The organism is Lacticaseibacillus porcinae (assembly GCF_003946305.1).
In the GTDB taxonomy this organism is placed as follows: domain Bacteria; phylum Bacillota; class Bacilli; order Lactobacillales; family Lactobacillaceae; genus Lacticaseibacillus; species Lacticaseibacillus porcinae.
The window spans coordinates 76,717-103,715 of sequence record NZ_RHNS01000003.1 but is presented as its reverse complement, the minus strand read 5'-3'; the positions used below and the strand labels follow the sequence as shown (position 1 = coordinate 103,715).

Below are 26,999 nucleotides of genomic sequence, written 5' to 3'. Positions count from 1 at the left end.
TCTCCTTGTGAGGTGATTTTTTGTGTTATAATTGCTAACCAACAAGGAGGGGTGCAATATGACGACAATCGGCTTTTTCTCACCGTCCACGCCGATCACTGCAATCAGTCCGGTACGCTTTGCCCGGGCGCAGAATTTTTTGAAAGCGGCTGGCTATCAGTTGGTCGCGGGTTCCTTGACTGGGCAGGCAGATGGTTATCGCAGCGGCGCGATTCAAGCGCGGGTGGCAGAACTCAACGCCTTGATCCATGATCCGCAAGTCGATATTTTAATGGCAACGATCGGTGGGATGAATAGCAATGCGATGTTGCCGTATCTCGACTATGACTATCTCAATGCCCATCCCAAAACCATCGTTGGTTATTCAGATGTGACGGCTTTGTTGTTAGCCATTTATACCAAAGCGCCGAACTGTCGAGTCTTGTATGGACCGACGCTGGTGGCAGGGTTTGGTGAGTGGGCACCAATTGTCAATGAATCGCTGAAGGATTTTCAAGCGGTGTTGGCTGGTGACACGTTGCTTCAAGCCCCAACCACTTGGAGTGATGATCATACCAACTGGGAAAATTTTGACACCCCTAAGCAGATGCATGGCAATCATTGGGGTTACACCCAAACGCCGCAATTATCAGGCCGGATCATTGGTGGCAACCTCGATACGATGACTGGGTTTATTCATTCGACTTATTTCCCGCAGTTGGCACCTGATGATCTGTTGTTGATCGAAGATGCAGAAAAAGATGCCGCCACGGTTGAACGCAACTTTGCCATGTTGAAAAATGCTGGGGTGTTCGATCAAGTTCGCGGCGTGATCCTCGGCAAACATGCGCTGTTTGATGATGCTGGGACTGGGCGGGCGCCGATCGATATTTTACTGGAAGTGCTCAATGACCAACCGCTACCGGTGATCTACGATTATGATTCGTGTCACACAGTCCCGATGATGACCACGCCGATCGGAGATTTTGCCGAATTCGATGCGGTGGCCCAAACCGTTCGTTTTACCAAAAGTCGCTGATTAGCGGCTTTTTTTTTTTATCACGTTAAATTAACCAATATCTCATTTTTGCGGTACAATCAAAGCTATCATAGTTTCACTGGAGGTTTCCATGACTCACAATTTAGCGCCACTTGATGACTGGCAAGATGAATTCACGCAACTGCGCCATCACTTACATGAACATCCAGAACTGGGATTAGCTACTGTCAATACGGCGCAACTCGTCGCAGAAAAATTGCGCGACTATGGTTTTGCTGTCACCGAACATGTCGGCGGTAACGGTGTCGTGGGGCAACTGCGCCGCGGCACCTCAACCAAAACCGTTGGCTTGCGCGCCGATATGGATTGTTTGCCGATCACAGAAGCCACCGGCCTTCCATACAAGAGCCAAGTCCCAGGCTTGATGCATGCTTGCGGCCATGACGGTCACATCACCACGATGCTTGCGACTGCGCGTTACTTGTCTGAATATGGTGAATTTGATGGTACTGTGAATGTGATTTTTCAACCTGGGGAAGAAGGCGTTCATGGCGCCCCGAAAATGCTTGCCGACGGGTTGTTTGATCGTTTTCCTTGCGACATGTTGTTTGGGTATCACAACTGGCCGCATCTCGATGATGGCACAATTTATTTGCAGCCAGGCGCCGTGATGGCAAGCTCTGATCGCATGCGGATCACCATTCACGGCCATGGCGGCCATGCGTCAGCGCCTGAACGCACCGTTGATCCTATTGTCGTCGGCGCGGCGTTGATTCAAAGTTTGCAAAGCGTGGTTTCGCGCAATACCTCACCACTTGATGCCACAGTGGTGACAGTCGGGAGTTTCTTAGCCGGACAAGCGGAAACCTATAATGTGATTCCAGACACCGCACAACTGTTTTTGAGTATTCGCACGCTGGACAGTAAAGTGCGCGACCAAACCATTGCGCATATCGATCAAATCGCACAAGGGGTGGGGCAAGCGTATGGTGCCAACATACAATGCGAACATTTTCAAATTTCCCCGGCGGTGATCAATGCTGAACAACCAGTGGCAATCGCCCAACAAGTAGCAGAACAAGTCTTCGGCGACAAGATCCGTACCCAATTTGATCCGGTGATGGCCTCTGAAGATTTTGCTTTTATGCTCGATCAAGTGCCAGGGTGTTATGCCTTGATGAGTGGCGGCAAGAACAAACCTTATGTACACACCAGTAAGTTTGATTTTGACGACGATTTGATCGCACCGATGGCGAGTTACTTCGTTGGCATCGTGGAACAGTACCTTTATTTATAAACAAATGTTTGCGATTTATAGATTGACTTATTATTTGAAACCCATTAAAATATTTGGCATATAGCGAATAATTGCGAAGAGTTTTCTCATAAACATTCGCTAGGAAGTGGACGATCGCAGTTCACCTGACGCCAATGGGGGTAAATCAATGACAGTGAAATTCAAAGGCACCACCGTCGCCATTACCATCGCAAGTTTGGGGTTGTTGCTAGTTGCTTGTGGACAAAAAGCGGCAACGACCGACAAAAAAGTGTTTAAAACCACGTTGAATGCCAATCCTGATACCTTGGATCCGGCGCAATACACCTTGAGCGTTTCTGCTGAAGTGATCAATGCCGAACAACAAGGCTTGTACACCAGAGACGCCAAGAATAAAGTCGTCGCCGGCGTCGCGAAATCTTACACCACTAACGCCGACAAAACAGTCTACACTTTCACCTTAAAACACACCAAGTGGTCTAACGGCAAACCAGTCACCGCAGCGGACTTTGTATATGCCTTCAAACGCTTAGCTGATCCTACAGTTGGTGCCAGCCAAGCGGCCCGCGTGGACTTTTTGAAAAATGGGCAAGCAGTACGTACCGGCGCCAAGCCATTGTCGAGCCTTGGGGCCAAAGCCCTTGGCACTTACAAGTTGCAACTGACCTTGTCTGAGCCGTTGACTTATTTGAAAGATCTGCTGACTGGGACACCTTATGTGCCAGTCAATGAAGCTTTCGTCAAGAAAACTGGGAAGAAATTTGGGACCAGTTCCGCAGACGTCTTAGCCAACGGACCGTTTAAAGTCAAAGGCTTTAGTTTAAAAAACGACAATTGGACTTATCAAAAGAACAACAATTTCTGGGATAAGTCATCAGTGAAACTCGATTCAGTTTCCGTTCGGGTGGTCAAAGATACTGGTACGGCAGCGAACTTGTTCAACACCGGCAAAGTCGATTATGCGGCGTTGACGTCTGAAAACCTCAGTCGCTTTACCAACAACAAAGCGTTGCATCAAATCACCACGCCGACCATCGGTTATCTCAGCATGAACTTCAAACGTTCAGCGACAGCTAATGTCCACTTGCGGCGCGCATTAGCAGAAAGTTTCGACAAAAGTAAGTTTGCCAAAAACGTGTTAAAAGATGGCTCAGCCGCATTAAATGGGTTAGTGCCAAGCAACTTGTCGACTAATCCCAAGACTGGCAAAGACTATCGCCAAGATACTGGCAACTTGTTGACGTTTAACCCGACTGACGCTAAAGCCGAGTGGGCTAAAGCGCAACAAGAACTTGGCAAGTCGAGTTTGAATTTGACCTTGTTAACGGCAGATACAGAAGACGCTAAAAATGCTGGTGAATTTTTGCAAGGGCAGATCGAATCTCATTTGCCAGGCATTCACATCACCTTAAAGTCGATCCCAGTGGCGCAACGCATTGCTTTGGAGCGTTCCGGTGATTACGATATCGCCTTTGGGACTTGGGCGCCTGACTTTGATGATCCAATCAACTTCTTAGATGTGTATCAATCCACTGGCCAACTCAACTTCTCTAAATACGATTCCCAAGCTTATGATGCTGATCTCGCTAAGATCCACGGCAGCTTAGCTAGCAACGCAGACGCACGCTATACAGCGATTCAACAAGCCGAAACGCGTTTGATCAAAACGGATGTGGCCATTGCGCCAGTCTATCAAGTGGGGTTAAGCTATGTGCAGAATCCAAAGACGTCGGGCCTTGCAATCATTCCGTTTGGCTCGACCGTGAACTATCAATATATTGAGGTGAAGTAACAATGAAACCATTGATCGCAATTGTCGCGAATCAATATGATTTTGCCGAAAAAGTGTTCCACAACCATCCTGCGACTTATGTGCCACAGTTTTACATCGATGCTGTTTATGCCGCTGGCGGGACGCCGGTGATTTTGCCGTTAGTCGACCGCGAAGCTGCAAGCGAATATGTCGACCAGTTTGACGGCTTCTTGTTGACTGGCGGCCAAGGGGCGTCACCGTTTTTATATGGGGAAGAGCCGCAACCGTTGATGGGGCAAACCTCTTTGCGCCGCGATAAATTCGAATTGGCGATTATTCAAGCCGTGCGCGCAACGGACAAACCGATCTTAGGCGTCTGCCGCGGCATGCAAATGCTCAACGTCGGTTTAGGCGGGACCTTGTGGCAAGACCTTGCGTATCGCAAGGAACCGGTGATCAAGCACATGCAAGTGCCAACGCCTGACACCCAAGCGTCTCATTACGTGGATCTCACTGAAGGGACGTATTTGTCACAAGCTTTAGGTAAAACGCATCTCGTGAACTCATTGCACACTCAAGCGTTAAAAGACGTGGCAGACGACTTCACCGTGATTGCTCGCGCTCATGACGACGTGGTGGAAGCTGTTGAATCAAACGATGCGCGTCACCGGATCTTCGGCGTGCAGTGGCATCCTGAAATGTTGTATACCGAAGATCAAGCGCAGTTGGCACCGTTTAAACATTTGGTGGCGTTAGCTGGGGAATAAGCACTTGAAGTTTCGCGTCGACAGATCGTCGGCGCGATTTTTTTCGTTGCAATTCAAAAAGCGTCTCAACCACGGCAGTTGAGACGCTCTTCTGGTCGAAGGCGCAGGAAATCCACGAAACAGCACGCCATTTCGTGGACCTCTGGCTTTGACGCCGATTCAATTACGTTTTAGCACGATGACAGCAAGTGCGTATCTGCGTCGCCTTGGTTTATTGAACCTTGACCACGTTCGGGACTAATCAGCAATGCATTAGCCTTTCGTCACACAGGCGTCACTTTCTTCCTATGTTGCCATAGGGAACTCGACCCGGTGTCACTGGTTTGAGCCCCACAGGGGCCCTTCGAGTACCGGCACTTTGATACGAGAGATCCAACGTTGCTCAACAACCAAACGTAATAGTCGCTGAGTCGCTGCGGGTCTGTCTCATTCGGTTTAACGAAGCTCTTCCGCCTCGCCATGAAGTGGTACGGTCAACCTGCGCTAAGCTGATCACTTCTCCTGACAATAATATAGCATCACACAATTTTAATTGCAAGCGATTACATTTTCTTGTTACGTAACAGGATTTTGGTGGTTTTTCTGTTACGTAACAGTCAGTGAAATATTTGTTTGAAGATTTGTGATCAGGCAACGTCCCGCGAAAAAAACAGGCCATCACGATGATGACCTGCAAAAATTCGGCAAAATTTTTCAAATGACGATACGATTACTTGCGGCTGTGGATCAAATCACGCAATTCACCGATCAATTCGTTAGGATGGCGAGTGGCACCAGCAACGGTTTTGATGTTCAACAAGTCCATGGCAGTCAAGTTATGAGAAATCGAGTTCTTCCCATAAGAACCAGTCCCAAGCGTCAATGATGGGGCGAGTTTGTTGAACAAACCACCGATCCCACCCAATGAGGCAGGGGTGTTGACCAACACACGGCAAGCTGGCATTTGTTCGCCGAATTCATCAGCGAGTTGCATGTTTTGGGTGTGAATGGCAGCGGTATGACCTAAGCCACCATAATCAAGCAAGGCGTGGCATAAAGCAAAGCCAGACTTGTGATCATTGGCGATATACATCGACAACACTGGGCAAAGCTTTTCGCCTGATAACAAGAAGTTCGGGCCGATCCCATCAAGCTTGGCGATCAATAACTTGGTGCCTTTAGGAACTTTGATGCCGGCAAGTTTGGCAATGTGTTCAGCAGATTGACCAGCGATCGGACCACGGACTGTGCGGCGTTGAGGATCGATGACTGCTTCGGATAACTTCTCGACTTCATCATCTGGCACAAAGTAAGCATGGTGTTTTTCAAAGCTAGCTTTGATTTGTGGGTAAATCGCCCGATCAACGACGATCGAGTTTTCAGAAGCACAGATCATCGAGTTATCAAACGACTTGGACAAGGTGATGTCGTTAACTGTCGCTTCAATGTCGGCGGTAGCTTCAATGTATGCAGGGGCGTTACCAGGGCCGACACCTAAAGCAGGCTTACCAGTGGAGTATGCGGCTTTGACCATGCCAGGGCCGCCAGTGGCTAAGACTAAAGCGACCCCTTGGTGATTCATCAAAGCGCTGGAAGCTTCGATGCTTGGTTCATGAATATATTGGATCAAGTTATCAGGAGCACCAGCACGGACCGCTGCTTCGTTTAAAATTTTGCAAGTGGCCGCGCCACATTGTTGGGCTTGTGGATGTAAGCCGAAGATGATTGCATTGCGCGTCTTTAACGCCATCAACGCTTTGAAGATCACCGTGGAGGTTGGGTTGGTGACAGGGGTCACACCAGCAACGACGCCAAGCGGTTCAGCGTATTTTTTAATGTGATCCATTGGGCTTTCTTCAATCAAGCCAACAGTTTTTTGATTTTTCATGCTGTTCCAAATATATTGGGAGGCATAAATATTTTTGATCGCTTTATCTTCAGCGACGCCACGACCAGTTTCTTTCCAAGCCAAGAAGGCTAAGTCTTTGGCATGGGCAGTAGCGGCTTTGACCACCGCGACACAAATGGCGTCGACTTGTTCTTGCGTAAAGTTTTGGTAAGCTTTAAAAGCAGTTTGGGCATTTTCAACGAGTTCGTTGACAGCGGATTCGACTTGTGCTTGGGGATTCATTTGCGTAACTTTGTTTGACATTTCCTCAGCTCCTATAATCAGTGATTGAGGCTATCTTAACCTGTGTCTAATGCTTTGTAAACACCGTGAAAACGCCGCGAAACAGGCGATCGTGGGTGTATCCACCCACTGAAACTAAAGCGGCAAAATGCCCATCTTATCCACTCTTTGTGATAATTATCACGGATTTTCAATGACAATGGCCGCGTTTTCATCAAACAGTCATTGATACAGAAGTTTTTTTGTTTCAATACAGAAATGGAATTCAAGGCTACCACAACAATTCGTGGTATAATAATGCGTAAAATCAATTCTGTCATCATTGGCAGAAACGAAAAATAGGAGGGCGTGGTATGCAGTCAATCCTGACGCATTTATGGACGTGGTCGACCATCGCCAATGCCATCGACATTTTGGTGGTATGGTATGCACTGTACCGTTTGATCATGTTGATCCGCGGCACCAAAGCTGTGCAACTGCTCAAAGGCGTCTTCGTGATCGCGATCATCAAAATCGTGTCGTGGTACTTACAGCTCAAAACCGTGGGCTACATCACTGATATGATCATTACCTGGTCAGTGCCAGCGTTAGTGATCATTTTCCAACCAGAAATTCGTCGTGGGTTGGAACACTTAGGGCGTGGCTCGGTGTTGCCATGGACTCGCTCCAATCAACACGTGGAAGAACAGCGCATGGTGGCCCAACTGGATAAAGCGATCCAGTATATGAGCAAACGTCGTATCGGGGCGTTGATCACCATTCAACAAAATACCGGTTTGGAAGATTACATCGAAACTGGGATCCCGATCGATGCCGATATTTCTGGGGAGCTCTTGATCAACATTTTCATCCCCAACACGCCATTGCATGATGGCGCCGTGATCATTCGCGATAATCGCGTCGCAGTCGCTGCTGCTTATTTACCGTTGTCTGAATCAAACGCCATTCCTAAAGAACTTGGCACTCGCCACCGTGCAGCTGTTGGGATCTCGGAAGTGACTGATGCGCTGACTGTGGTGATCTCAGAAGAAACTGGTGGCGTCACCGTCACTCACAACAACCATTTGATCCGCGATTTGACCCACGAAGATTATATGAAGTTGTTGACAGCGCAACTGGTTCCTGCAGACGAAGCCCAAGAGCAAAGTCCGATCGTTGCATGGTTTACCTCTAAGTTTGGCAAAGGGGGGCAAAAGCGATGAAATGGTTGAATGATTTTTGGGAAAGTAAATGGGCTTATCGCTTGTTAGCCTTTCTGCTTGCTGTCGGGTTGTTTGCTTATGTGAATGTGCAAAATATCAATAACACGCGCCAAGACGCGTCGACAGATAACACCATCACTGCCACGGCGAAGCGGACGATTTCGGTGCCGCTACAACTCAACGCCGATACGGATAAATATTTTATTACTGGCTATCCAGAAAAAGTCAAAGTCACCATTGAAGGCTCAGCGTCATTAGTCACGGTGACTGCCAACACTCAAAACTTCCGGATCTTAGCAAACTTGCAAAATCTTTCTGTTGGCACCCATAAAGTGCGGTTGACGGAAACTGGGTTAAACAAAGACTTGACCTATAAGATCAAGCCGCAAACCATTACCGTGAAGATCCAAGATCGTAAAACTCGCCGGATGCCGATCCAAGTGCATTACAACAAAGATTCCCTCGCCCCTGGTTATTCAGTTGGCAACGAGAAACTGTCTGCAGACACTGCTGAGATCACCGGGGCCAAAGGTGAGATCAACCGCGTTTATCAAGTGGTCGCAAACGTTGTGATGAAACGTGATACCAAGACTTCAGTGAGTCAAGAAGTGATCTTACAAGCCTTAGATGAGAATGGCAATACCGTCAACGTGGTGGTATCTCCAGAAACGGTGCATGTGACCTTACCGATTTCGATTCCGTCAAAATCAGTTCCAGTGATTTTAAAGCCAACTGGCAATGCCCCAAGTGGCAAAGCCGTCACAGTGACGACGACCACCAACAACATCACGATTTATGGGTCCAGCGCGGTGCTCAAAGGCATCGACGAATTGAATGTGCCGGTGGATATCTCTGATATTTCCAGTTCCCAAACTAAAACCTTGACGCTGGCCAAGCTGTTTCCGAAATTGACGGATTTTTCACCGCAAAGCATCAAGGTGCAATATTCAGTCTCTGATAATGGAAGCAGCAATAACTCAAGCGCCAGTTCATCTTCCAGCGCTAAATCAAGTAGTAGCAGCTCAAGTAGTAGCAGTAGCAGCACTAGCGAAAGTGATTCCGCTAGCGACAGCAGTAGTGCAAATGACTAATAGAAATGAGGACTTTTTAAAATGACAAAGTATTTTGGTACCGATGGTGTGCGTGGCGTGGCCAACTCTGAATTAACGCCAGAAATGGCCTTTCGTTTAGGGCGTTGTGGTGGTTATGTGTTGACCCAACACAACCAAGACAAAACCCCTAAAGTGTTAGTCGCACGCGACACTCGGGCCAGCGGTGAAATGTTAGCCAGTGCCTTGACGGCTGGGTTATTGTCTGTCGGCATTGAAGTGTTGAACTTAGGCGTCATCACCACGCCTGCTGTTGCGTACTTGATCCGCGTGCAAAGCGCTGCTGCTGGGATCCAGATCTCAGCTTCACATAACCCCGCTCAAGATAACGGGATCAAATTCTTCGGTCCTGATGGCTTTAAGTTATCTGACGACACTGAAGATGAAATCGAAGCGTTGCTTGATGCCCCAGAAGACACCTTGCCACGTCCTTCTGCAGAAGGGTTAGGTTCGGTTACTGAATATCCAGAAGGCGCCTTGAAGTATACTCAATTTTTGGAACAAACCTTATCTGACGATTTAGCTGGCATTCATGTGTGCTTAGATGCTGCCAACGGTGCCACTAGTGGGTTAGTATCACGTTTGTTTGCAGATCTTGATACTGAATTTGAAACCATGGCCACCAAGCCTGATGGCATCAACATCAACAAAGGCGTCGGCTCTACCCATCCAGAAGCGTTAGCGAAGTTTGTTGTCGAATCTGGTGCGCAAGTCGGTTTAGCTTTTGATGGCGATGGCGATCGTTGTATCGCCGTTGATGAAAATGGTCAAATCGTCGATGGCGACAAGATCATGTTTGTTTTAGGCAGTTACATGAAATCCCAAGGCCGGTTGAAAAAAGATACAGTCGTGACCACGGTGATGTCTAACCTCGGCATGTACAAAGCCCTTGAAGCTAACGGCATGAAGTCTGTGCAAACGGCAGTTGGCGATCGTCATGTTTCTGAAGAAATGCGCGCCAATGGCTACAACATCGGCGGCGAACAATCAGGTCACGTGATTTTGTCAGATTACCACAACACAGGGGACGGCATGTTAACTGGGATCCAATTGTTGCATGTGATGGCCCAAACTGGCAAACCATTATCTGAATTAGCAGCGCCAGTCACCACTTATCCACAAAAGTTGGTCAACGTACCAGTAGCCGACAAGAACAACTGGAAACAATATCCAGAAATTCAAGCTGCCATTGAAGACGTTGAAGCTAAAATGGCTGGCGACGGCCGCGTGTTGGTCCGTCCTTCCGGTACTGAAGCGTTGTTGCGTGTGATGGCAGAAGCCAAGACTGAAGCATTGGTCAACGAATATGTCGATAGCATTGTCGACGTCGTCGAACAAGTGATGGGCAACAAGTAACCTTCAATAAATCAAATCCCCACAACTTTCGAATTCTTCGAAAGTTGTGGGGATTTTTGTGTTCGCAATCAGTTGAATCGAAATTCGGTTTTCAAAGGCATGAAGCGATTGAAGACTTCAATGCCTTTGTTTTCATAACCATCCATCAATAAATCGACTTCCTGTGGCGAGAAGGTGTAATTGCTTTTATTGCTGAGATTCACGATCAAGCGGGCGTCTAAAAAGACATTTTCCATTCGTTTTGTTGCTAACTCGCGGAATAAAATGTGTTTTTGAGCGTTGACTGGCGGCACCGTATTGTCGAAAGTGAAATCAGTTGGTAGTTCGTTCCATAAGGTCATTGGCGCATCAAAATATGCCCGTATGTTAAGGCCTTGGGTATGATATTTCGTCGCGAGTTCTTCAATGTCTGCTGCGGTAGCTTCATAGCGGGTGTTGTTGGCTAGATTGGCGATTTTGTTCATATCTTGATACAGCGTGCTCATGCGCTTTTGCGCTAAGCGGCGAAACTTTTCGTTGCGAGTTTCCATCTTTTTCTCCTTGGATTGCTTCAAATTCATTGTAACGGGTGGCGAAGGTTTGGTCAAAAATACGTCAAAACCTCTCCTAATACATTGAATTTCTTAAGGCGAAAAACGTATATATAAAGTTATTTGAAAAATAGATATAAAATATATTCAAAAACCGCTTGCAATTTTGTAAACTCAGATGTATGCTTTTACACACCGAGGAGAAAGGAGTCCACAATGAACGCAAATTCTTATTTAAATCAGGCTTATGCCCAGGGTACTCACGCTGATGATGACGGTTCATTGATGGTCTTGAGTCAGCGACCATTTGGTGATTCACGATTCAAGGGCAATCAGCGCAAAGGCATGGTATACACTAAATTCGGTGATCAGGTATTTGAACGTTGTGTGAAATTAGACGACCATCGCGATCGTCAACGTCACTTTAAACCAGAATATGATTTTCAGTATCCCTCGATTTCAGAGGTGATCACGGCGTATTTGACGAATAACTTTCATCATGAAGCGTTCTTGTCGCGTTTGTCATACAGTTTTGAAGTCATTCAAGAACATGGACGTCAAATTACCGGCTCCAGTGCACCGAATTTCTTAGGTGATGATGGGTTGGAAGTGATTTTGGCTAATGATTCACCGAACCCTGAGATTTATGAACATTATGCAGTGACCATGGAAGAATTTGCCCACAACGTTGCTGACTGTGGTGATAATCAACAGACCTTACTTCATTTGATCGATTATTATCAACGCTACGGGGTATCACCGGAACATGCCAAACGCTTTTTGGTGCAACAAGCAGGATTTGACTTGTTGGTTGGCAACACTGACCGCAAGCAAAATATGGGGAACTTTGTGATGATTCAACGCCTTAATGGGCTGGTGCATCCGTTGAACTTCGATTATGGGCGGTGCTTGCCGATGTATTGGACGGATCGCATCAATGCACAGTTTGGATCTGGAAAATTGCAGTTGGGAGAGGTTGAACTCGAACAAGATTATGCTAATGACGTGATTCGGACTCGTGGCGGGATTTTTGGGAATCGGACGCGCTTTGAAGATAATGTGAAAGAGTTGTTGAATAATGGTTTCATGCCGTTTCAAATTGATCACCGAACGTTGACGAATCGGTTAAATGATCTCTGCGAAGAAGTGCAGTTCAAAGCGCCACAGCTATACTGGTATGCGCGGACCAAAGCAAATGTGTTGTTACGAGTCCTTGCTGATCCAAAAACACAAGCTTTATGGGAGGATTGCAGTGCAAGTGATCTTTAAAGTGCGGGAAACCCCTTTTCTAACGGTGACGTTGAATGCTGATCAAAGTCAAATTGTCAGCATTGATGCTTCTGATCAGCAAATGGCTGAGTTAGCCTTTCCCAAAGTTTTTCATCAACCGGCAGTCGGGCAACTGCTGCTATTGTTGAAAGCCTATGCCGATTTGACCGGAAATCTTGGAATCCGTGACGTGATCACGCAAACTGGTGGGGCGATCAGTTGGATCCCGTTCAAGCCAAATTTAACGGTGGTATTCGAGGAGGACTCAAATGAAAACTTTGATTGTCGGTGATCTGCATTTGAAAGTTCGTGTGATCTTACCGTTGGTGGATGTTGCGATTCAAACGCAAGGCGTTCAACGGATCATCTTTGTCGGGGATTATGTGGATGATTGGTATTGCCAACAAGACACCGAATTGTACTTAAGTGAACTTGACGCGCTGCTTGCATGGAAACAACGACAACAAGCGACGGGCTTAGAAATCGTGATGTTGCTTGGCAACCACGATGCGCCATATTTAGTGGACCATACGCGAGTTTATTCACTGCGATTTGACCGCTCGCAAGTTAAGGCCAAACTGATGGCGTTGGATCTCCAGGTGGCCTACTTACTAGATGGTATTTTAGTGTCACATGCTGGTTTTGCCCAAGGTGAAGGCTTGCAACCTTGGTATTTAAAACCGTTGACGCCAAATCACCTTGATGCAATCGATACACTAGAGCGACGGGACTCGATTCAAGATGGCGGCTTCGATCAAACTGGCTCGCCGTTGTGGTTACGGCCAAATTTATTGATGGATCGTCCAAACCTGAAATATCGCAAGCAAATCTTTGGCCATACGCCGCAAACTGAGATCTCATTGTCACATTGGAATCATGAGCGAGTCCCTTTTATCGATGTCGATAACTTCAATTTACGACCGATGGGTATGCCGCCGTATGTTGCATTTCATGGTGCTGGGGAATTATTGTTGGTGGAAGACGGTGTGGCTTCAGTCATTCCCACTGGATGGGATCAAAAACCTGACTTATTGATTCAAGTGGCAAAACAGCGAAAATATGATGTCGAAGGGGACCTTTAGTTGGAAAGGGTTATGATGTGTTGGTGGTGAGATTGGTACTGGCGACTAAGGTGTCAATCAACGGAAGAAGTTGACGAACTCTCCGGCACGACGCAATGTTTATGACTGAAACCAAAGTGCAAGCAAAAGCGGCAGTTCGATCATGGTAATCTCAAGTTGAGAATTGCGGGACTTACTGGAGGTAGTCAATGGCGTTTTTTGCAATGAGTGATATTCATGGCGATCGTCAAGCGTTTGAAGAAGCTTGGGCGCGGCTTTCGACGTTGCGACGTGATGAACCGGTGTATGTGTTAGGTGATTTGATCGACGGTGGTGCAGCTAGTGGCGCGGTATTACAGCGAGTGTATGAGCTCGCAAATGGGGATGCAGGCGTGAAGTTATTGTTAGGCAATCATGAAGCGATGTTCCTAGATTTTCTAGAGGGGACTGATGATTTGGATTGGTTGACGCAAGATACTGGTTTTAACACGACGAAGAGTTTCTTTACTGCGACACAGTGGCAAGCATTGGTGAATCAACTTAAAGCTGATCCAACGAATGCACGGCAATCAGTGGTGACGGCGTTATGGCAAACGCATCGTCAATTGTTTGAGTGGTTAAGTGCTCGCCCACTAATTGCGGTTTTACCAAGACAGGTTTTGGTGCATGCCGGCATTGATGAAACCATTCCCGACTGGCAAGCTTTTGGCCTTTCACGTGATATTTTGTTGAGTAAATTTCCACCGACAACGGGGTATTTTGAAAAAGTGGTGATCGCAGGTCACGTATCTAGTCGCCAAGTAGCTCATGATCAGCATTACCTGGGGCATATTTATTATGATCACGCGAGTCATTATTTTATCGATGGTGACACGTTGAAAAGTCATCGCGTACCAGTACTTTATTGGAATGACCACAGTTACCAAGAGGTGTGAGGAGGATTATGATGAATAATTTCTCGATCAATTTTGCAGCGACGCCAACAATTGGCTACTTAGACGTGGCTACAATGCAGTTGCATTGGCGTAATCAGGTGCCAGATGATGATGAAGTTTTTCAACATTTAGATCAATCGATTGAAAGTGGGGGCTTTGACTGGTATTTTCACGGAGATATCATGTTGATCCCAGATCCCGTGCCTGCTGCTCATCGTCATTGGGACCAACAAGTGTTGGTTGGTCAACAGACGATTCCATGTGTTGGGCGATTTATTCTCGCATTTCACTATGAAGTGGTTGGGCATGTGAATGTGGCGTCTTCGCTGACGATTCCTGAATTTGAACACTTGCAGCGAGAGTTGGCACTGGGATAGAAGGAAGAATTTCGCTAGGTGATTGAGGTGCATCAATCTGGTCAAAAGGTTGGGACGCATGGAAGCAGACGAATCAATCGTGCGAATGGTAGCTAAATTGTTGGAGTTCTTGGATGACGTCAAATAAGCTCAGCGCGCAAAATATACAAAAATACATCTGAAAGAATTTTAGCGACCGGATGAAACTAATCGGACTAATGCCGTCGTAATCAGTCGCAAATCGTACCTGTAAAATCATAACGAGCAGCCTTATGTCTCGAAGCAGTTGAGGGTGAGAACTTTAATATTTATTAAGTGTCGATTTATGTATGATTAAGCCAAAGCCGGTGGGGCTAATACACGCAAACATAGGGCCAATTACATCCTGTTGCAAATTCAACTCAGTATCGGTCGTGAATGTGACTTAATGTTTTTGATCAGGCTATTCTTCAATGTTTCAAACTGAAGTGGGAAGTAGTTGGGTGAGGATCAAGTAATTATTCTTGAGGAGGACGTTTGATGGTTTGGTATGGCCGGTTACAAACGTTTATATTCCTCAAAACACCATCTACGGGGGAATGACTCGTATTTGGAAATTATCTCGTCACTAGGTCCCCAGGGTGGCGCGGTCGCCGATCGAAGTATGCTCGTGTCAAGTGTGATGGTCTAGGCTAAAATAGAATTATTGGTGAATGAATTTGTAGAAATACTTGATTGAAGCTGTTGAAGACGTGTGAGGTAACAAGCAATTCTTTCCATCAAAATACCCGCCTCTTTCGCTATTATTCGAAGGTGGCGGGTATTCCATTGCGAAGATAAGAATGAGTTTCGCAATCAGCCTGAATTACATACAAAGGATGCTCACATAATTTTGGATTGCCACAGCCGTTATTCTTTGGTGGCTTCGTCCCAGTGATAAATTAAGTAGTTAAACCCTATGTTGATTAAGCCTTCTGTCCGTGATCTCGGTTTACAACCCTTTAACTTGGAGAGGGTTTCACTTTTGTTCTGTTCGTTGGAATTTGTGAGAAGACTTCTAATCTCGTTTGTATAGGTATTTTGAAAACTTAAACTTGTGACATTTTCAACCATCCATAATCTTAAAAAGGGAGTCTTAACATCTTCAGTTTTGAATGATGTTTTCCAGTAGTCATCAGGATCATCCCAAAACCAAGGAGAATAGGGTGTTGTTCGTTTCTTCTTTTCAGTGCTAGTCATATATCCACAGACCAATTTATATGCGAGCGTACTAACTAGGAGATGCCATTTTTGATTTTCCTCGATTTCGCCATCCAATTCCGGATGTAAAACATGAAGGTCATCGACCGTAATTAAGAAATTAAGTTTTTGATTGATTTCTTCTAAGGACATTATTGGCGTTTCTTTATTGAAGTGTTTGGCGCTTTTTTCTACAAGTTGTATGGGGTGGAAGTTTTGCGATTGATGCTTCCAGACGGATAATAATGATTGAAAACTGATATTCTCTGGATTTTTTGGTTGATCCAAAGTAGTGTTGCAGAAATAACGATAAAGTCCCTGATATTCATCCGTTTCGTTTTGTTTTAGATTGTTATGATAAAGCTGAACCAGTTGATTTTGATTCCTTGAAGCGTAGTAATCAAATACTTGTCTATTCGTTGGCCGAGTTTCATTAGTCATGACCATTCATCCTCTCTTGCGTGTCCAGCGCATCCCCAAATAAATTCCAAACACCAACACCACAGCTAACGATCCGATAAAGCTGATCCACATGACCGGTGATCGGCTATCTAAATAATCCACTGTCTGCAAAATTGCGGAAATAATTGAGACTAACCCGAAGACGGTGATCACCATACTGATGGCATTGTCACGAGCGGCATCACGACGATCCTGCTCGTCAGTCAACAGTGCGACTTTATCTTTAACTTCCGCGATGGTTTCATCAACACCGGTGAGATCAAGCAAATAGCGATAAATCTCAGTGACATTGTTCCATCTAGAAATTTGAGAAGGAGCAAGGGTTTCATAAGCAATCAAATTCAAAGCTTCTTGCTTAAGTTTGCGAACGCTGGCAGGGGTGCGTTCATCAGCTTTCAGATAACGAGAGTGGATTTTTTCATTGATGCTCATACTTTCATATTTTTGATACATCACCAGCATGCACAATAATAAATCATCATTTGCAGCCTTTGGCAGTGACTCGTCTGGGTCATCAGGTACGTAAACATAAGAGGCTTCTTGTGAGGTGATCGCGCATCCCCAGCCGTAATGTTCATCATCCACATCCTTAGCACCAGTGACGTAAGCGAGATCATGTTCAGATGAATCACTGAAATCACGATTTAAGTCCACCATCCGATGCAAGTTGTAAGTTGGTTGATGAGTTGCTTCCGGTGAGGCGAAGCGCTTGGCAGCAAAAGCGACGTTGACGCGGTATGCATCTTTAGTGATCAAGTCCGAGTGGTAACGTACAAGGGCACTGTCGTAATTATCCGTAAACCAAGTTAATTGTGGGTGGATCTTGTTAATGACTTTCGCCTCAACTTGTTCGATAAAAGCCACGCGCAAAGCGGCACCGTCCTCTTTTGTGTAGCCAGGCTGCAAAAACTCGTAAACCGCGTGGACATCTTCGTTGGTATATTCAAGAAATGCGCTGACAAAGGCGATCCCGTTGTTGAAAATAAATACTTGAAAGTCTGTGAAAGTGAATGGCGCATCTAAAACAATCGTTTCGGCTGGTAGATCAAGGACCCAGCGACGCACAAAACCTTCGCTTTCGGCACACTTGTGATTCATCAGCTGAATGAAATCTGCTGAGTGAAATTGAGGTTGGTCTGCAGCAATTGGTAAACCTATCTTTTTGCCGTCAAGTTCTGTGAGGTCGATGGGTTGCTCATATTTCAACGGCAAGATGATGAACATGCCGCGTGGCGTTTTTGCGGAAAAATGTTGTGGTGGCATCGCCTAACATCTCCAATAAGTTGGATTACGAATAATTTCTACTATTATAATGCTAATTATCCACAAGAAAATTGTTAAGTAAAGCCTTTCATGAATAAAACTATGGCACAAAAAAACCGATCTGCAATCGCAGATCGGTTTTTTGTGAATTAGTCTTCGTCTGGCCATTCAGCGCTGGTGTAAACGTTTTGTACGTCATCATCATCTTCCAAAGCATCGAGCATGTTTTGGAAAGTTTCCAGCTTGTCTTCTGGGATCGGCACAGTGTTTTGAGGCACCATGGTCAATTCAGAAGTGGAGAACTTGAAGCCTTGTTCTTCAAGCGCGTCACGTACTGCGGTGAAGTCTTTAGGATCAGTGTAAACCGTGAATTCATCTTCAGTGGTTTGCAAGTCTTCAGCACCAGCATCTAAGACGGCTTCAAACATTTGGTCTTCGTCCATGTCGAGGTCTTCACGATCGATGACAAACATGCCTTTACGATCGAACATGAAGGATACCGCACCGGCACCAGCCATGGTACCACCGTGACGCGTGATCGCCACACGCACAGAGCTTGAAGTCCGGTTTTTGTTATCGGTCAAGGCGTGAACCAACACACCGATACCTGCAGGGCCATAGCCTTCGTAAGTGACTTCATCATAACGAGTAGCGTCGCCGCCATCCGCTTTATCTAAGGCACGCTTAACGTTGTCTTTTGGCATGTTGGCCGCGCGGGCCTTATCCATAACTAAGCGAAGCGCCGGGTTGTTGTTGGGGTCGGAACCACCTTGCTTAGCTGCCATGAAAAGTTCACGGGAGATCTTTTGGAAAATTTTTCCGCGCTTAGCATCTTGGGCGTTCTTACGACCCTGAATGTTATGCCATTTGGAATGTCCTGACATAATTATTAACCCTCTTTTCTTAAAGTTTCGGAACTCATAAACGTTAATATTGTACCAAAAAACTCATCGTCTCACAACGGGTTTTCGCCGCCGCAACCCAGAAACTAACAACACGATCACCACTGCCGCAGTAGCGGCGATGGTATCGAGCAACACATCATCAAAACTTGGTTGGCGCCCGCCAGTCAACATTTGGTGAAATTCGTCAAAAGCAGCCAATCCTGCTGCACTTAAAATCGTTAAAATCGCCCGCATCCAAGTGGGTTTGACAAATTCTCGCAAGCCTAGGCTAGCAAAGAGCCCGATCAAAAAATAAGTGGTGATATGGGCGGCTTTGCGCATGAAGAATTCGATAAAGGCGAAGTAGCCGCTGTGTTTGATACTGACAGGACCGCCGGCATAATTGAAATGGATCGCAGACAGTTGCGCCTTGAATGGTTGGTTTGCCAATACACGTTCAAGCAGCGGCACGGTAGTTTGTTGTTTGTAAGTCATGCTGGAAGACACGAATAGCGTGGCGATCACCGCTAACGCTAGCAGCAACCAAAAGTAGCGATGCAAAGTTTTCAAGGGGTTCATCCTTTCAAAAATCAATGCCACCAGCTTACCACATAACTCGTGTGTGCTACATGAAAAAACCATCAAGTCGATCGACTTGATGGTCATTTTTTATTCAACCGTAACGGATTTTGCTAAATTACGTGGTTTGTCGACATCGTAACCGCGATCGTAACTGGTGTAATAAGCCAATAGTTGTCCAGCAACGATAGTGACTAAAGGTGAAAGCAGGGGATCAATATCCCCGATGACGAGTTCATCATCAGCCTTTGCCAGGTCGTGTGCCGCGATATGCAAGACTTTGCCACCGCGGGCTTGAACTTCTTGGCCGTTAGCGCGGGTGTGTTCGGCAGTGATCGGGTCAGTGATGAAGGCGACCACCGGAGTATTGTCTTCAATCAACGCAATAGTGCCATGCTTGAGTTCCCCAGCGGCAAAACCTTCTGCTTGGACATAAGAAATTTCTTTAAGCTTTAACGCCGCTTCCAAGCTGACGAAGTAATCAGTACCACGACCGATGAAAAAGGCATTGCAAGTGGTGGCAAACATGTCTTTGGCGAGGTCATGCAACTGTTCTTTTTGATCGATCAACGCTTGTTGACCATCAGCGGCTAAGGCGAGTTGATGGGCGACATCAAATTGTGCTGCGGCAGGTTGCTGCAAGGCAGTGCCTAATGCTTTTGCGACTAAGGCTTCGACGGCGATTTGTGCAGTATAGGCTTTCGTCGATGCCACGGCAATTTCAGGACCAGCATAAAGTTCCAACGCGAAGTCAGCTTCACGCGCCAACGTTGAAGTCCCAACATTGGTGATCGTCAAAGCTGGATAGCCAAGCGCTTTAGTTTTGACTAAGACTTGACGAGAATCAGCGGTTTCACCACTTTGACTCAAGAAAATGAACATCGGCTTTTTAGACAACATCGGCATGTGATAACCAAATTCGCTACCCAATACCACTTCAGTCGGGATGCCAGCAAGTTGTTCAAACAATGGCTTCCCAACAAGGCCGGCGTGATAGCTAGTCCCGGCGGCAACGATGTACAAGCGATCAGCTTGCTTCAACGCGTCAAGCAAGGCCTCTGGCAAAACTACTTGACCGTGATCGTCGAGATATTTTTCAGCGAGGCGGTGCATGACCACTGGTTGTTCGTCGATTTCTTTGAGCATGTAGAAAGGATAGGTGCCTTTGCCTAAATCTGCGGCATCCATTTTCACTGTGAAAGCGTCGCGGTTGATCACGTCACCAGCTAAGTTTTCGATGGTGATGGTGGTTTTGGTTAAGGTGACGATTTCTTCATCTTTGACTTCGATGAATTGATCGGTGACATCAAGCATCGCCAAGGCATCTGAAGCCACGACGTTAAAGCCGTCGCCTTTGCCGATCAACAAAGGACTTTTGTTTTTGGCGACATATAAGGTGTCTGGTTGTTGACGGTCGACTAATGAGAACGCATAAGATCCCTCGATCAGCTTCAAGGCTTTGCGTAGTGCCTCTTTCGCCGGTAAGCCGTCGTTTTTAGCAAACAGAGCGATCAGTTGCACCACCACTTCAGTATCAGTACTGGAGTGGAGTTCAACGTCAGTTAAATATTGTTGCCGCAAAGCTTGGGCGTTGGTGACGACACCGTTATGCACCAAGTAAAAGCGACCGTCGTTTGAGACATGCGGATGAGCATTTGCTTCGGTTGGCGCGCCGTTGGTGGCCCAGCGGGTGTGGCCAATGCCGATGCTACCTTGGATCTCAGGGGTCAACGCGGCTTCGAGATTTTTGATCCGACCGACGCGCTTGACTAAATAGTCATGACCGTTTTGGTCGTTGACATACACACCGGCGGAATCATAGCCGCGATATTCAAGCTTTTTCAAACCGTTTAACAATACTTGCGTCGCGTCGTCGCGACCGATCACACCAACAATTCCGCACATAGTCAAGGACCTCACATTAAAATTTTCTAGAATTGGACTAGATTGATTTATCAAATTGGTTTTCTGAAGTACGTGCCTAACTATACCCAGTGCAATGCGTAATGTCAAATATTAATTTAATTGGTATGGCAAAATTATTTAAATTGGTATAGGTCATTTTCTTGACATCAAACTGTAAAAAAACTTAAGGGCGTTTTTCGCGTATTTATTAAGTGAGGAGGAATTGTCATGGAGGATTTATTTGATTGGTTGACCCAAGCAGTCGCGGCTGCCGTCAGCGATCTTTATTTGTTGCCGCAAACCGCAGATTATCACTTATTTTTCCGACGTGCTGGTGGTTTTTCCCAACAAGCCGTGATCCCTGCAACGACTGCGCGTCGCTGGATCAATTATTTAAAGTATCAAGCGGATATGAACGTGGCCGAACATCGTCGGGTGCAACTTGGGGCGGTGACGATTCGGCAACCGCCAGTATTGCTGCGATTGAGTACTGTTGGTGAAGTCAGTGGACATGAAGCTTTAGTTGCGCGGTTGATCTACGGGATCCCGCCGCTAGATGAAAGTGGCCAACGCACCGTTGCAGCGTTGGCGAGTAGTCTGCAAGCCCGCGGTTTACTTGCCTTAAGTGGCGCCACTGGTAGCGGTAAAACCACTTTGTTGTATCAGTTAGCCCAAGCCATTGCTGCTGACAAAATGGTCATGACTATCGAAGACCCAGTGGAAATCAGACATCCAGAATTTATGCAACTTCAAGTGAACCCACAAGCCGACTTGACCTATGCCAATTTATTAAAAGCGGCATTGCGTCAGCGCCCAGATATGTTGATCATCGGCGAGATCCGCGATTTAGAAACCGCCCAAGTGGCGTGTGAAGCCGCGATTTCAGGGCATATTGTGTTGACCACGGTGCATGCGCGCAGTGCCGAGTTAGTGCCGTTGCGGTTGAAAAGTTTAGGCGTCGCTTCGGCGTTAGTCGATGCCGCTGTAGTGGCAAGCGCAGCAGTAACGTTGGCGTTAACGCCAACCCCACATGCTCGCGTCTTGTTGGTGAAATGGAGAGAAGGTGTGATCAATGAAAAAACTCAACTTGGCTGACCAATTGCGATTTTGTCAATTAATTGCAGAGTTGTTGAATGCTGGCTTCAGCTTGAATGAAGCGCTGCTGTACCTCAGCATTGCGATGCCCAAACATCAATACCAATGGCAACAGCTTCAACAACAATTAGCTACAGGCATTGAGTTTGCCGACTGTCTCACCCAAATTCACCTGCATCCGTTGATCATTCAACAAGTCCAACTGGCACAACAACACGGTCAATTAGCAGAAAGTCTGCAACATGCAGGGGAGTATTTGCAGTTGCAAGTGACCAATCGCCGCAAACTCAAACAATTGATGGTGTATCCCAGTATTTTGATGGGGTTGTTGGTGACGTTGCAATTGGTGTTGTGGCTTGGGGTATTACCAAGTTTGCAAATGCAAGCCACAGTGACGAACTGGTGGCCTTTGGCGGTCGTATTAGGGATCGGTTTGTTAGGGGGCGGCAGTTGGGTGGTGATCGCAAAGCTAACGTCTCGCACCCGTTATCGTTTGAGTCAAGCCATTCCGTTGGTGCGTGGGTTAGTGAATGATTATTATCGCTATCAATTTGCCATTGGTGCGAGTCATTTTTTAGCGGCGGGGTTGGAGCTGAGTGCGTATTGTGAACTGCTTGCCCATTTGCCAAAAGGGGTCTTAGCGACCACTGGCCAAGCAGTGGTCGCCCAACTCAATGCTGGCACCCCACCAGAAAAAGCCTTTGCCCAACCGTTGATCTATCCGCCGATCGCAGAATTATTGCACCTCGGTCAAGAACAAGCATTGGTGGCCCATGGCGTGGCCTTGTTTGCCCAAGCGTTATTCACCCGTTTGAATCAACGGTTTGAACAAGTGATGGCGCTGGTGCAACCTTTGATGTTTTTGGTGATCGGCGTGCAGATTGTGTTGGTGTATATGGGCATGTTAGGCCCGCTTTATAACAGTGTAAATCAATATTAGGAGGAGAAAATAGTGAAACGAACCCGTCAAAAAGGCTTCACCTTGATCGAGGTGCTAGCTGCGTTAGGGATCATTATTGTGTTGACGTTGACTTTAGTGGTGACGATCCGCGCCCAATTGCAAAAAGCTAACGATGAGAATTTACGTTCAGTCGCTGCGGCGATGAATATGCAAATCGCTGTCGCCTATGAACAAGTAGACCGCCAAGACGGAAACTTTGGAAGTATCGCTGCGTTGTTGTCCGCCGGGATCATTACCCCTGATCAAGCGGATCAAGCCAACAAAAATGCCAAGCTGGTGTATGATGCGAAGACCAATCCACCAGCATTTAGTGTCAAATGAAAAAGTCAGGTTTTACGTTGATAGAAGTATTAGCGACCTTAGCCGTGAGCATGATCGCGTTGATCGCCACTGTGCAGTTTGGCCAGCGGTGGTGGCAACAGCAACAAGAAGCCCAATTTTTTGCTGATTTTCAACGTGATTGGGCGCATTTGCGACAAATGGCGATCACTGATCATGTCACTGTTGAAGTGTGGTGGAATCGCGACCAGCAAAGTTTTCGCTTCGGTCAAGACAAACGGTTGACCAAGCTTTATTTGCCGCGGCCGAAAAGTTTAACCACTGATTTTCCAGAAGGCAATAACAATTGGTCACTGATGTATTCAGGCGATAACTTTGCCAAACCGCAAACGTTGATTTTTCATTCAGTTCACAGCACTGACAAGGTGCAGTTTACCTGGCAACTGGGAACGGGGGTGTTACTACGGAAAATCGTCGATCAGGGTTGATGATCGCTGAACACTTAGCGGCAATCAGTGTGATTGCGCTAGCGATCATGTGGTTAGGCGGCATCATCACGTATGCTCATGCACAACTTGACCCAATCCGTCAGCAAGTTTCGGCGTTTCAAGCTGCAAATACAGCACTGGTAACTGGTGAATCGCAAGTGATCGTCGCCGGGCAAGATTGGGAAGTGGAGGTGAAGGCTAATGGTGTCCAAGTGGTCAATAGGCAAACCCATGTCACGCAAACGATCCGGCGTGACCATGATTGAAACGTTGATTGCATTAGGGTTGTTGATCACCATGTTTACCTTGTGGGAGCCAGTGATCGCCATCATGGGGAAAATGACTTGGGTCGATGCTGAACTTTTATCAGTGTCTACTTTTCAACAAGCCGTCCAAAATCAAGTGGCGGCAGATGAAACCTTGACAATCGATGACAATCAGTTGGTGATCGCCCCTGGCAGCCGCGATAAAACAGTTGAACGCTATACCAACGATACCGAGAAAATGTTGCGTTTTGCCACTAAGGAAAGCGGCGGCCATGAACCACTTTTGTTAAATGTGGCAGCCATCAAATGGCAAGCTGCGCCGCATGCAGTGAAATATCACCTCACCATGGTCAGCGGCCGGATTTATGAAGGAGTGATCGTCGATGGGACGAAGACGTGGTAGTGCCTTGCTTTCAGCGCTATTCATGTTACTGGTGGTGACGTTGTTTTCACTGAGTGCCATGGAACAAATTGCCCAGTGGCGCGCTGATGAGCAACGATTGCTGATTCATGAAAAACAAACTTTTGATCAACGCTTCGATGTTTGGTCAACCCAGCAAAATGCGACAACCACTAGTACAAAAGACTAGTTTTTTACAGAAAAGTCGCTCTGTATTGAAACACAGCCGCCACTTGAGTAGAATTGAGAAGAAATGAAACGGAGGGTCTCAAGTGGCAAACGAACAATTAAAACAGCTTTATGATGTGTTAGACGATACCACCGCCTTGTTGCACAAAACACTTGGTAGCACTTATTTGGATGCCGCCATTGAATCCGGTGAGAATTTAATGGCGCACACTGTCCATCAAGAAGACGGCTTGCCTAGCCAAGCAACTGTGGATAAGTTAATGGCGCAATACCAAACCATCGACGTCAGTGACTATTCTGCCGAAGAATTGCGCCAAGCGCTACAATTGGTGTTAGTTAAAGCCGTGCAAACCGATGGCATCGAACCTAATAAACAAGTCACCCCTGATGCGATGGCGAGTTTAGCAACGTTTGTGGCCACGACCTTTCATGCAAACATGCCAGAAACGATGACGGTGGCGGATCCCACTGTAGGTAGCGGGAATTTGTTGTATGCGGTGATGAATCAGCTTCATGCTGCTAAAAACGTCAACGTGAAAGGTGTCGGTATCGATAACGATGACACTTTGTTGGCGTTTGCTGATATGAGTGCAGGTTTGCAACATCTCGATGTCCAGTTATTTCATCAAGACGCGTTAGCAGACTTGCCAGTCACTGATGCTGATTTGATCGTCGCTGACTTGCCAGTGGGTTATTATCCCTTAGACGAACGGGCCAAAACCTTTGAAACGGCTGCGGCAACCGGGCATTCTTATGCCCATCATTTGTTGATCGAACAAAGCTTGAAGTTGCTGAAACCTGGTAGTTTTGGGTTGTTTTATGTGCCTGCCAATGTGTTCAAATCCAAAGAAGCGGCTGGGTTGACCGCGTGGATGACTAAAGCGGCGCATTTTCAAGGGTTGTTGAACTTGCCAGAAAGCTTGTTTGCCGATCCTGCCGCGCAAAAGTCATTATTGATTTTGCAAAAGCCTGGCGACCACACCAAACAAGCGCAACAAGTCTTGTTAGGGACCTTCCCAGACTTATCTGACCGCAAAGCCTTCACTGAATTCATCGCTAACGTCCAAGCCTGGGCCAAAGCGAACTTAGCGTAGGAGGGCATATGGCAAAAATTCTTGCGATCAATGCTGGCAGTTCCACGCTGAAGTGGCAACTATTTTTAATGCCCGAAGAAAAAGCCTTGGCCAAAGGGTTGATCGATCGCATGGGGATGCGGCAATCAAGCATCACCATGAGTGTTAATGATCAAGTGGTGATCAAACGTGATCAAGATATGCCTACCATCGCAGCCGCTGTGGCTGCGGTGATGAACGCGCTGAAAGAATCAGGCGTGATTCGCGACCTCACCGAACTTAAAGGGGTCGGTCATCGGATCGTGGCAGGCGGCGAGATCTTTTCAGAATCGGCAATTTTAGATCATCAAGCGTTAGCGCAAGTTGACGCCTTAGCAGAGTATGCGCCGTTGCATAACCCACCAGAAGCTGCCGCAGTGCGGGCTTTTGCGCATCGCTTGCCGAAAGTGCCACAAGTCGGGGTATTTGATACCGCGTTTCACGCGACGATGCCTGCGGTGAATTATCGCTACGCCATCAAACAAGAATTCTATGAACAATATGGCGCGCGTAAATACGGCGCTCACGGCACCAGCCATCGCTATGTGGCCAGTCGTGCGGCGGCGTTATTGAAGCAGCCGCTAAGTGAATTGAACCTCGTGTCAATGCATTTAGGGTCCGGTGCTTCCGTCACGGCGATTAAAAACGGTCAGTCTTATGACACCTCCATGGGCTTTACCCCAGTGGCTGGCCTTGCCATGAGTACCCGCAGTGGTGACATTGATCCGTCATTGGTGTTGTTTTTAATGCAAAAATTGCATTTACACGATCCTCAAAAAATGATCGACATTCTCAACCGTGAATCTGGGTTGCTCGCCTTGTCAGGGTTGTCGCCTGATATGCGGGAACTACAAGCCGCTGCACCGACGAATCCTGATGCGCGTTTAGCGTTAGATGTCTTCAGCAATCGCGTCATCAAGTATGTGGCGAGTTATTTAGCTGAGCTTGGACACGCAGACGGGTTGATTTTCACTGCCGGGATCGGCGAACATGATGAAGATGTGCGGCGTGATGTGATCAATGGCCTCAAGATCTTCGGGGTGACACTTGATGAACAAGCTAACCTTGATCCTCACGGTGAAACTGTGATCTCAACGCCGGATTCCACGATCCCAGTGTTCATGATCCCAACGAATGAAGAGTTGATGATCGCCCGCGACGTGATGCATTTGGTTTAATGAAAAGCTAGCTTAGC

At 46.8% G+C, this 26,999-nt stretch carries 28 protein-coding genes; 21 read left to right on the top strand and 7 right to left on the bottom strand.

What is annotated here, in order from left to right; genetic code table 11:
- The first annotated feature begins 58 nt into the window (after positions 1-58).
- The 4 genes from EKM92_RS04220 to EKM92_RS04205 all read left to right on the top strand — a co-directional run bounded on the left by EKM92_RS04220 (position 59) and on the right by EKM92_RS04205 (position 4,775).
- A complete protein-coding gene (locus EKM92_RS04220) occupies positions 59-1,018 on the top strand; it encodes a S66 family peptidase (protein WP_125708202.1) in 960 nt (319 codons plus the stop codon).
- Positions 1,019-1,109: 91 nt separating this feature from the next.
- Positions 1,110-2,276: a M20 aminoacylase family protein gene (locus tag EKM92_RS04215; RefSeq protein ID WP_225420715.1), complete on the top strand. Its 1,167-nt coding sequence runs from the start codon at positions 1,110-1,112 to the stop codon at positions 2,274-2,276.
- A gap of 148 nt (positions 2,277-2,424) precedes the next feature.
- Entirely contained in the window at positions 2,425-4,047 is a 1,623-nt protein-coding gene (locus EKM92_RS04210; RefSeq protein ID WP_125708198.1) for a peptide ABC transporter substrate-binding protein, read from the top strand.
- Positions 4,048-4,049: 2 nt separating this feature from the next.
- Positions 4,050-4,775 carry a gamma-glutamyl-gamma-aminobutyrate hydrolase family protein gene (locus tag EKM92_RS04205; protein ID WP_125708196.1) on the top strand — a complete coding sequence of 242 codons (726 nt, stop codon included), beginning with the start codon at positions 4,050-4,052 and terminating at the stop codon, positions 4,773-4,775.
- A 709-nt stretch (positions 4,776-5,484) separates the two neighbouring features.
- Here EKM92_RS04205 and EKM92_RS04200 read toward each other — a convergent pair.
- Positions 5,485-6,906: an aldehyde dehydrogenase family protein gene (locus EKM92_RS04200; RefSeq protein ID WP_125708194.1), complete on the bottom strand. Its 1,422-nt coding sequence runs from the start codon at positions 6,904-6,906 to the stop codon at positions 5,485-5,487.
- Positions 6,907-7,238: 332 nt separating this feature from the next.
- Here EKM92_RS04200 and cdaA point away from each other — a divergent pair, with 332 nt between their 5' ends.
- Genes cdaA through glmM form a run of 3 tightly spaced genes read left to right on the top strand, consistent with a single transcriptional unit; the run spans position 7,239 to position 10,552 of the window.
- The gene (gene cdaA / locus EKM92_RS04195; RefSeq protein WP_125708192.1) at positions 7,239-8,087 is read left to right on the top strand and encodes a diadenylate cyclase CdaA; all 849 of its coding nucleotides are present in this window, start codon (positions 7,239-7,241) and stop codon (positions 8,085-8,087) included.
- 5 nt (positions 8,088-8,092) lie between these two features.
- Entirely contained in the window at positions 8,093-9,178 is a 1,086-nt protein-coding gene (locus EKM92_RS04190; RefSeq protein ID WP_125708526.1) for a CdaR family protein, read from the top strand.
- A gap of 21 nt (positions 9,179-9,199) precedes the next feature.
- Positions 9,200-10,552 carry a phosphoglucosamine mutase gene (glmM, locus tag EKM92_RS04185; protein ID WP_125708189.1) on the top strand — a complete coding sequence of 451 codons (1,353 nt, stop codon included), beginning with the start codon at positions 9,200-9,202 and terminating at the stop codon, positions 10,550-10,552.
- A gap of 68 nt (positions 10,553-10,620) precedes the next feature.
- Here the strand turns inward: glmM and EKM92_RS04180 are convergent, their stop codons facing one another.
- The gene (locus tag EKM92_RS04180) at positions 10,621-11,082 is read right to left on the bottom strand and encodes a hypothetical protein (protein ID WP_125708187.1); all 462 of its coding nucleotides are present in this window, start codon (positions 11,080-11,082) and stop codon (positions 10,621-10,623) included.
- A 216-nt stretch (positions 11,083-11,298) separates the two neighbouring features.
- Here EKM92_RS04180 and EKM92_RS04175 point away from each other — a divergent pair, with 216 nt between their 5' ends.
- From EKM92_RS04175 to EKM92_RS04155, 5 genes are all read left to right on the top strand, one after another.
- Positions 11,299-12,351, top strand: a complete 1,053-nt coding sequence (locus EKM92_RS04175; RefSeq protein WP_125708185.1) for a hypothetical protein — start codon at positions 11,299-11,301, stop codon at positions 12,349-12,351.
- On the top strand, positions 12,335-12,643 hold the full coding sequence (locus EKM92_RS04170; protein ID WP_125708183.1) for a hypothetical protein: 309 nt from the start codon (positions 12,335-12,337) through the stop codon (positions 12,641-12,643). The genes EKM92_RS04175 and EKM92_RS04170 overlap by 17 nt, the downstream gene beginning before the upstream one ends.
- The gene (locus tag EKM92_RS04165) at positions 12,621-13,433 is read left to right on the top strand and encodes a metallophosphoesterase family protein (RefSeq protein ID WP_125708181.1); all 813 of its coding nucleotides are present in this window, start codon (positions 12,621-12,623) and stop codon (positions 13,431-13,433) included. Before EKM92_RS04170 ends, EKM92_RS04165 begins: the two co-directional genes overlap by 23 nt.
- Positions 13,434-13,621: 188 nt before the next feature.
- Positions 13,622-14,347: a metallophosphoesterase gene (locus EKM92_RS04160; RefSeq protein WP_125708179.1), complete on the top strand. Its 726-nt coding sequence runs from the start codon at positions 13,622-13,624 to the stop codon at positions 14,345-14,347.
- 8 nt (positions 14,348-14,355) lie between these two features.
- Positions 14,356-14,724 (top strand): hypothetical protein, encoded by a 369-nt coding sequence (locus tag EKM92_RS04155; RefSeq protein ID WP_164509893.1) that lies wholly within the window; start codon positions 14,356-14,358, stop codon positions 14,722-14,724.
- 867 nt (positions 14,725-15,591) lie between these two features.
- On the opposite strand, the gene EKM92_RS04150 is transcribed toward EKM92_RS04155, so the two are convergent.
- The 5 genes from EKM92_RS04150 to glmS form a co-directional block, all read right to left on the bottom strand.
- A complete protein-coding gene (locus tag EKM92_RS04150) occupies positions 15,592-16,362 on the bottom strand; it encodes a hypothetical protein (RefSeq protein ID WP_125708175.1) in 771 nt (256 codons plus the stop codon).
- 6 nt (positions 16,363-16,368) lie between these two features.
- Complete coding sequence (locus EKM92_RS04145) at positions 16,369-17,646, bottom strand: hypothetical protein (RefSeq protein ID WP_125708173.1); 1,278 nt, start codon at positions 17,644-17,646, stop codon at positions 16,369-16,371.
- A gap of 149 nt (positions 17,647-17,795) precedes the next feature.
- Positions 17,796-18,530, bottom strand: a complete 735-nt coding sequence (locus tag EKM92_RS04140) for a YebC/PmpR family DNA-binding transcriptional regulator (protein ID WP_125708171.1) — start codon at positions 18,528-18,530, stop codon at positions 17,796-17,798.
- A gap of 63 nt (positions 18,531-18,593) precedes the next feature.
- Positions 18,594-19,100: a VanZ family protein gene (locus EKM92_RS04135; RefSeq protein WP_191988944.1), complete on the bottom strand. Its 507-nt coding sequence runs from the start codon at positions 19,098-19,100 to the stop codon at positions 18,594-18,596.
- 99 nt (positions 19,101-19,199) lie between these two features.
- Positions 19,200-21,014: a glutamine--fructose-6-phosphate transaminase (isomerizing) gene (glmS, locus tag EKM92_RS04130; protein ID WP_125708169.1), complete on the bottom strand. Its 1,815-nt coding sequence runs from the start codon at positions 21,012-21,014 to the stop codon at positions 19,200-19,202.
- Positions 21,015-21,242: 228 nt separating this feature from the next.
- On the opposite strand from glmS, the gene EKM92_RS04125 reads away from it, so the two are divergent.
- From EKM92_RS04125 to EKM92_RS04085, 9 genes are all read left to right on the top strand, one after another.
- On the top strand, positions 21,243-22,109 hold the full coding sequence (locus EKM92_RS04125) for an ATPase, T2SS/T4P/T4SS family (protein ID WP_125708167.1): 867 nt from the start codon (positions 21,243-21,245) through the stop codon (positions 22,107-22,109).
- A complete protein-coding gene (locus EKM92_RS04120) occupies positions 22,087-23,049 on the top strand; it encodes a type II secretion system F family protein (RefSeq protein WP_125708165.1) in 963 nt (320 codons plus the stop codon). The genes EKM92_RS04125 and EKM92_RS04120 overlap by 23 nt, the downstream gene beginning before the upstream one ends.
- A gap of 12 nt (positions 23,050-23,061) precedes the next feature.
- Positions 23,062-23,391, top strand: a complete 330-nt coding sequence (locus EKM92_RS04115) for a type II secretion system protein (RefSeq protein WP_164509892.1) — start codon at positions 23,062-23,064, stop codon at positions 23,389-23,391.
- A complete protein-coding gene (locus EKM92_RS04110) occupies positions 23,388-23,837 on the top strand; it encodes a prepilin-type N-terminal cleavage/methylation domain-containing protein (protein ID WP_125708161.1) in 450 nt (149 codons plus the stop codon). The genes EKM92_RS04115 and EKM92_RS04110 overlap by 4 nt, the downstream gene beginning before the upstream one ends.
- The gene (locus EKM92_RS04105) at positions 23,837-24,103 is read left to right on the top strand and encodes a hypothetical protein (RefSeq protein ID WP_125708159.1); all 267 of its coding nucleotides are present in this window, start codon (positions 23,837-23,839) and stop codon (positions 24,101-24,103) included. Before EKM92_RS04110 ends, EKM92_RS04105 begins: the two co-directional genes overlap by 1 nt.
- Positions 24,069-24,506 carry a competence type IV pilus minor pilin ComGF gene (locus EKM92_RS04100; RefSeq protein ID WP_125708157.1) on the top strand — a complete coding sequence of 146 codons (438 nt, stop codon included), beginning with the start codon at positions 24,069-24,071 and terminating at the stop codon, positions 24,504-24,506. The genes EKM92_RS04105 and EKM92_RS04100 overlap by 35 nt, the downstream gene beginning before the upstream one ends.
- Entirely contained in the window at positions 24,487-24,693 is a 207-nt protein-coding gene (locus tag EKM92_RS04095; RefSeq protein WP_125708155.1) for a hypothetical protein, read from the top strand. The genes EKM92_RS04100 and EKM92_RS04095 overlap by 20 nt, the downstream gene beginning before the upstream one ends.
- Before the next feature lie 82 nt (positions 24,694-24,775).
- Positions 24,776-25,786 carry a class I SAM-dependent methyltransferase gene (locus EKM92_RS04090; RefSeq protein ID WP_125708153.1) on the top strand — a complete coding sequence of 337 codons (1,011 nt, stop codon included), beginning with the start codon at positions 24,776-24,778 and terminating at the stop codon, positions 25,784-25,786.
- A gap of 8 nt (positions 25,787-25,794) precedes the next feature.
- On the top strand, positions 25,795-26,982 hold the full coding sequence (locus tag EKM92_RS04085) for an acetate/propionate family kinase (protein WP_125708151.1): 1,188 nt from the start codon (positions 25,795-25,797) through the stop codon (positions 26,980-26,982).
- The last annotated feature ends 17 nt before the right edge of the window (positions 26,983-26,999 follow it).